Annotated in this window: 7 protein-coding genes; 4 read left to right on the top strand and 3 right to left on the bottom strand. The window is 36.8% G+C overall.

From position 1 onward, the window contains the following. Nucleotides 1–499 precede the first annotated feature (499 nt). Genes BLR30_RS08580 through BLR30_RS08565 form a run of 4 tightly spaced genes read left to right on the top strand, consistent with a single transcriptional unit; the run spans nucleotide 500 to nucleotide 3753 of the window. The gene (locus BLR30_RS08580; RefSeq protein WP_089857144.1) at nucleotides 500–1126 is read left to right on the top strand and encodes an NUDIX hydrolase; all 627 of its coding nucleotides are present in this window, start codon (nucleotides 500–502) and stop codon (nucleotides 1124–1126) included. Nucleotides 1127–1154: 28 nt separating this feature from the next. Then, nucleotides 1155–1961 carry a lysophospholipid acyltransferase family protein gene (locus tag BLR30_RS08575; protein WP_089857142.1) on the top strand — a complete coding sequence of 269 codons (807 nt, stop codon included), beginning with the start codon at nucleotides 1155–1157 and terminating at the stop codon, nucleotides 1959–1961. Nucleotides 1962–1972: 11 nt separating this feature from the next. Further along, nucleotides 1973–2410, top strand: a complete 438-nt coding sequence (locus BLR30_RS08570) for a hypothetical protein (RefSeq protein ID WP_089857140.1) — start codon at nucleotides 1973–1975, stop codon at nucleotides 2408–2410. Between the two features lie 5 nt (nucleotides 2411–2415). Beyond that, nucleotides 2416–3753: a UDP-N-acetylmuramate--L-alanine ligase gene (locus BLR30_RS08565; protein ID WP_089857138.1), complete on the top strand. Its 1338-nt coding sequence runs from the start codon at nucleotides 2416–2418 to the stop codon at nucleotides 3751–3753. 53 nt (nucleotides 3754–3806) lie between these two features. On the opposite strand, the gene BLR30_RS08560 is transcribed toward BLR30_RS08565, so the two are convergent. The 3 genes from BLR30_RS08560 to BLR30_RS08550 form a co-directional block, all read right to left on the bottom strand. After that, entirely contained in the window at nucleotides 3807–4076 is a 270-nt protein-coding gene (locus tag BLR30_RS08560; protein ID WP_089857136.1) for a RebB family R body protein, read from the bottom strand. A 102-nt stretch (nucleotides 4077–4178) separates the two neighbouring features. Beyond that, nucleotides 4179–5054, bottom strand: a complete 876-nt coding sequence (locus BLR30_RS08555; RefSeq protein ID WP_089857134.1) for an aldo/keto reductase — start codon at nucleotides 5052–5054, stop codon at nucleotides 4179–4181. 47 nt (nucleotides 5055–5101) lie between these two features. Further along, nucleotides 5102–6016 carry a LysR family transcriptional regulator gene (locus BLR30_RS08550; RefSeq protein ID WP_089857132.1) on the bottom strand — a complete coding sequence of 305 codons (915 nt, stop codon included), beginning with the start codon at nucleotides 6014–6016 and terminating at the stop codon, nucleotides 5102–5104. Between the last annotated feature and the right edge of the window lie 67 nt (nucleotides 6017–6083).

Genomic DNA, 6083 nt, shown 5'->3' with positions numbered 1-6083 from the left:
TATCTTTTGTGACTTTGTGGTTAATTCTGAAATTAGTTTAAACAAGTTTATAATCCCTCGCAGATTGTGCAGAGAACGCAGATTCTGATTTTATTTTTTTCTTTTTGTTCTAAAAGAAAGATTTTTAGATCAAATGTTTTAAGAGATCACTATCTGTTTTAAAAGATGATCCTCGAAAGTAAGCACCAAAACACCTAGCCCGGATCGTAGCGGTACCCCACAGCATGGAAAGAAAGCCCTAGCCAGCAGCGGGAGAGCGGACGAAAGACGGGAAAGCCTGGCGCGAGGAGTATGAGCAGAGAGCCGGAAAAAGCTACAAGAAAAAAATGTTGGAGAGTAAATCGATTGGAGGGACGAAGAGTGGATGAGTTTTGAAAGAGAAAATAGGTTTATATTAAAAGATGAAGTTATCATATATTAATACCGCATTATTTATGTCGATCATTATTAAAACTTTCGTATTGCTTCCTTTCTTCAAAATATATTATTAAATTTGAATATGAGTTTTGGAAAAGATTTATTAAGAAAAATAAAAAACGCTGAGTTGCCAGGAGAAAATGCTCACGGTATTTTTTCACCGCCGTATCGTCCGGTTTTCACGTATGATGAAGTTTTAACAAAAAATCCAAAGCTTGCCGCTGTAAATATTATTCTTTATCTTAAGAATGATGAATGGCATTTTCCGCTGATCCAAAGAACCATCAATGAACACGACAGACATAGCGGACAGATTTCGTTACCCGGTGGAAAACGTGAGGAAGCGGACAGTGATTTTGCTGAAACGGCAGTCCGTGAAACTTCTGAGGAGATCGGGGTTGAGAAGCATTACGTGAGAATAATCCGGGAAATGTCTCCTATCTATATTCCGCCAAGCAATTTTTATGTTTATCCTTATATATCTTATACGAAGAAAAACCCTGAATTTATTTTACAACAAAGCGAGGCGGTGGAAGTTATTGAATTTCCGATCACCTGTTTTCTGAATCTTCCCGATGAACCGGAGATTATGACATTGCCTACCACAGGAAAAAGCGAAGTTCCTGTAATAAACTTCAACGGATACATTATATGGGGCGCAACAGCGATGATATTAAGCGAATTCAGTCAGTTGCTGAAAAAAATGTAACTTTGCACTAATGTGTTTTAATTGAAAGATGGCGAAGAAAAACATTTTCACCGATGCGTTCGGAACTCCTTATTTTTTAAAAAGGTTAATCATTTTTATATTGGGAATTGTATCTTACCGAAGATTCAATGGCTTTAACAAACTGAAAATTACGGGTACTGAGCATCTTGTGGATCTTCCGGATTCCAATGTTTTGTTTGTGTCTAACCATCAGACGTATTTTGCGGATGTTGCAGCAATGTATCATGCATTCTGCTCCGTGAACAACGGATATCTGAACACGATCAAAAACCCGATCTATCTGCTGAATCCTAAAATTGATTTTTATTACGTTGCCGCGGAAGAGACTATGAATAAAGGAATTTTACCTAAAATATTTAAAATCGCCGGCGCAGTGACTGTAAAAAGAACATGGAGGGCTGAGGGTAAAAATGTGAGTAGGATGGTAGATATGAGCGAAGTGGATAATATCATGAAAGCCCTGGATAATGGTTGGGTAGCCACTTTCCCACAGGGAACTACTTCTGCTTTTGCTCAGGGAAGAAGGGGTACGGCAAAACTGGTGAAAAATCAGCGGCCGATTGTAATTCCGATAAAGATAAATGGCTTCCGCAGAGCTTTTGATAAAAAAGGACTCCGTGTAAAAGTGACGGGCGTAAAGCCTACAATGGAGTTTAAGGCACCACTCGATATTGATTATGATAAAGAAAATGCTCAGGAAATTTTACATAAAATCATGACTGCCATTGAGCAGACAGAAGATTTTAATGTTTTACACAGTTATGATGAAGAATTGAAAGCTAAAAAATCAGAAAAAAAGGAGTCCGGTAATTAAAGTATAAAATTATGAAAAGAATATTAGGAATCTTATTCGCCATCATAGTATTAGTATCGTGTAACAGCCAGAAAGTGTATTCGGATTTTGATATCAGCTACTCTAAAAGCGGAGGCTTGGTACCTGTCTACGAAAATCTTCTGATCAAGGGAAATAATGCCCACTACTCTTTTGAAGGTGAAGGCAAGAAAGTAAAACAAAATTTTAAAGTACCCGATGAAGATTTGAAAAAGCTGAACAATATTCTTTCTCAAAATAATTTCAGAAGAATACAGGAAGATCATAAGAAGATTTATGATTTTATATCAACTTCTATCAATATTAAAAAAGGCCCCAACGAAGGCAGTAAAACAGATGCCAGTGCTATTATGCCCAATTATAAGACGAACTGGACAAATATTACCAATGCTTTTCAGGAAATCATTAATAATAATGTAAAAAAACAGTAATACAATTGAAGACTCATTTCATTGCTATTGGCGGAAGCGCCATGCATAATCTCGCCATTGCACTAAAGGATAAAGGATATCAGGTAACAGGTTCGGATGATGCTGTTTTTGAGCCTTCGAGATCCAGACTGGAAAAGAAAGGAATTTTACCCGAACAAATGGGCTGGTTTCCGGAAAAAATCACTTCTGAAATAGATGCGGTAATTCTTGGAATGCATGCTCATCAGGATAATCCTGAACTGGCAAGAGCTAAAGAATTAGGGTTAAAAATATATTCTTACCCTGAATTTTTATACGAGCAATCAAAAAATAAAACACGTGTTGTCATCGCAGGTTCGCACGGCAAAACTACGATTACTTCCATGATTCTCCATGTTCTGAATTTTCATCAGAAAGAGGTAGACTTTATGGTTGGTGCGCAGCTGGAAGGTTTCGACTGTATGGTAAAGCTAACCGAAGATAATGACTTTATGGTGTTAGAAGGCGACGAATATCTTTCTTCGCCTATCGATCTCCGCTCAAAATTTTTATTGTATCAGCCCAATATCGCTTTGCTGAGCGGAATTGCTTGGGACCATATTAATGTTTTCAAAACTTTTGATGATTATATCGAGCAGTTCAGAAGATTTGTGGCAAGCATTACAGCAGGCGGTGTTTTAGTTTATAATGAAGAAGATCCGGAAGTGGTAAAAGTTGTGGAAAATGCTGAAAATTATTTCAGAAAGATCCCATACAAAACTCCTGAATACGAAATTGTAAGCGGAAAAGTTCATTTAAAAACTGAAATGGGAGATGTTCCTCTTTCCGTTTTCGGGGCTCATAATCTGCTCAATATGGAGGGAGCAAGATATATCTGCCATACGTTGGGGATTATGGATGAAGATTTTTATGAAGCTATCATGAGCTTTAAAGGTGCATCAAAGCGTCTTGAAAAAGTAGAACGGGAAGATAACGGAACGCTTTACAAAGATTTTGCCCACGCTCCCAGTAAAGTAAAAGCTACGGTAAAAGCTTTTCAGGAACAGTTTAAAAATGAAAAAAAATACGGCTTTCTGGAATTGCACACCTATTCGAGTTTAAATCCTGTTTTTCTTGAGCAATACGACCACGCCATGGATGGTTTGGATGAAGCTGTTGTTTTCTATTCTGAAGATGCTTTAAAGATTAAAAGAATGGAACCGATCTCTCCGGATCTGATTAAGGAAAAGTTTAAAAATGAAAATCTGAAAGTTTTCACCAATGCGGAAGATCTTCATGCTTACTGGAATACTTTAGATAAAACCCGGGGTGTCTATCTAATGATGAGTTCGGGTAACTTTGGTGGTTTGGATTTAACGAAATAATATGAAATGAGACAGCTGGTACTGCCTCATTTTTTTTATAATCAATTCTGATCTTAATTTCCTGCATTCAATATTTTTGCAATTGCAATGGCATCTGAAATAGTATCGACGCTGTAAATCTGCATGACACCTTGTGTTGTTGCAGCCTGAGCAAGAATATTTTGTTGATTTTGTGCTTGTACAGCATTCTCAAACATAAGACCTGTAGAATAACCAGCTGCCTGATAAATACTTCCTAACGCAATAGCCGGAGCATCACCGAGAACTTTTACATTAGATTGTGTCACCGCGTCTGTAATCTGTTCATTTACTTTTGTTTTCATAATTTTAGTTATTAAGTTAATGGTAAAGTTAAATGATATTTTCTAATAAAAAAAGAAGCAATAAATATTTATTACTTCTTTATATTATATTCGTGATTTAAATTAAATATCCGCAACCGCATTCAGCATTTTTTGTTCCCAGGCAGGATCTTTAGGATCAAAAAACAGTCTTTTCCCGGTGTCTAAAGAACGGACAATATTCATTTCATCTCCTGTCAATTCAAAATCGAAAACATTGAAATTTTCCTCGATTCTTGAAGGCGTAACAGATTTTGGAATCACGCAGAAGCCTTCCTGAAGGTGCCATCTTAAAATCACCTGTGCAACGGTTTTGCCATATTTTTCACCGATTGATTTTAATTCTGTGTTATCCAGCAAGCCTGCATTTCCGTTACCTAGCGGGCTCCATGGCTGAGTAATAATATTATTTTCCTTATTATAAACCTGAAGTTCTTTCTGCTGGAAAATAGGATGCAGCTCAATCTGGTTGATAACCGGAAGAACCGTTGAAGCTGATTTTAATTCCTCCATTTTTTCAACAGGGAAATTACAAACACCAATCGCTTTGATTTTTCCTTCCTCATACAATTCCTCCATCGCTTTCCACGCACCGATAAAATCTGCGTAAGGCCAATGGATCAAATACATATCAAGATAATCCAGCTGTAATCTGTCTAATGTCCTCTGAAAAGCTCCTTTAGCTTTTTCATATGAAATGTCCTGAACCCAAAGTTTTGAGGTGATAAATAATTCGTCCCTGTCTACTCCGCAGTTTTTAATCGCACTTCCTACAGCAGTTTCATTCTGATAAATGGCAGCTGTATCAATCATTCTGTAGCCGGTTTTAATTGCTTTAATTACCGCTTCTTCGCATTCCTGCAAGTCTTCCATTTGCCAAACCCCGAACCCTAAAGCGGGAATATCAACTCCGTTATTCAATGTAATGACAGGCTGTCCTGTATATGTTTTCTTCTGCATTTTTTTAAATTTTTATTAATTTATTGTTTGTAGATATTTATATAAACCTATATCACTAAAGTATTTTCTTTTCCCATAACTTTTCTGAACAATCCTTTAATATGATCGATCTCTTGTGCATAATTTGTTTTTTTCCGACATCCGAAATACAAGGTATTTTCAAGACTTTTCTCTCCCTTCCAAATCAGTTTTACAGTACCATCCTCAATTTCCTTTTTACAGAGAAAATCGGGAACGACTGCCAAACCTGTTCCGCCTTTCAGACAACGCACAATTGAATTCAGGTTCGGAACGATATAATTGGGACGGAAGTTCGGTTTATGTCCGAAATTCAGTATCCAGAACTGAAAAAGATGTTCCATATCTCCCGCTGTACCATACCATTTTTCATTTTTAAGCCATTCTTCCGCGTATGCGGTTCCTTTTTCTAAAGTATTTTCAAACTGTTCTTTATCAACATCTTTTCCTCCTACAAGAATGATCTGCTCGGAAGAAAATGCTTCATGCTCAATATTCGGCGAAACTCCTTTTTTGGGAGTAATAATTAAATCTAAAATTCCTTTATCTAATTGATCGAGCATTTCGCGGTATTCTCCGAAACTGATGATCAGATTGAACGGCAAACTGGAAACATACTGCTCCAGCGTAGTCTGAAACGTTTCAAAACACATGCCGACACTAATCGTAGGGGTAAGTTTTTCAGTAGATTTCTGAAAGTTTTTTTCCACTTCCTCCAGTTTTGTCAATGGTTCAGAAATAGCATTAAATAAAACCTTTCCTCTTTCTGTAGGAATCATTTTCCTTCCAGTCCTGTCAAATAACTTATATCCGACATATGCTTCCAGCGAACTGAGATGTAAACTGACTCCAGGTTGAGAAATGAAAAGCGCAACTGCAGCTTCTGTAAGTGTGCCAGTTTTATAGATTGCCTTAAAAGTTCGGTACCATTCTAAATTGACCATCGGTATTACTTTTATAATGTAAAGTTATCTAAATAATTATCATTATAATATTTTAAGCATTATTCAA

This window comes from Chryseobacterium taeanense (assembly GCF_900099685.1).
Classification (GTDB): Bacteria; Bacteroidota; Bacteroidia; order Flavobacteriales; family Weeksellaceae; genus Chryseobacterium; species Chryseobacterium taeanense.
Note: the sequence above shows the minus strand (reverse complement) of the source record. Positions and strands in the feature narration are given on the sequence as shown.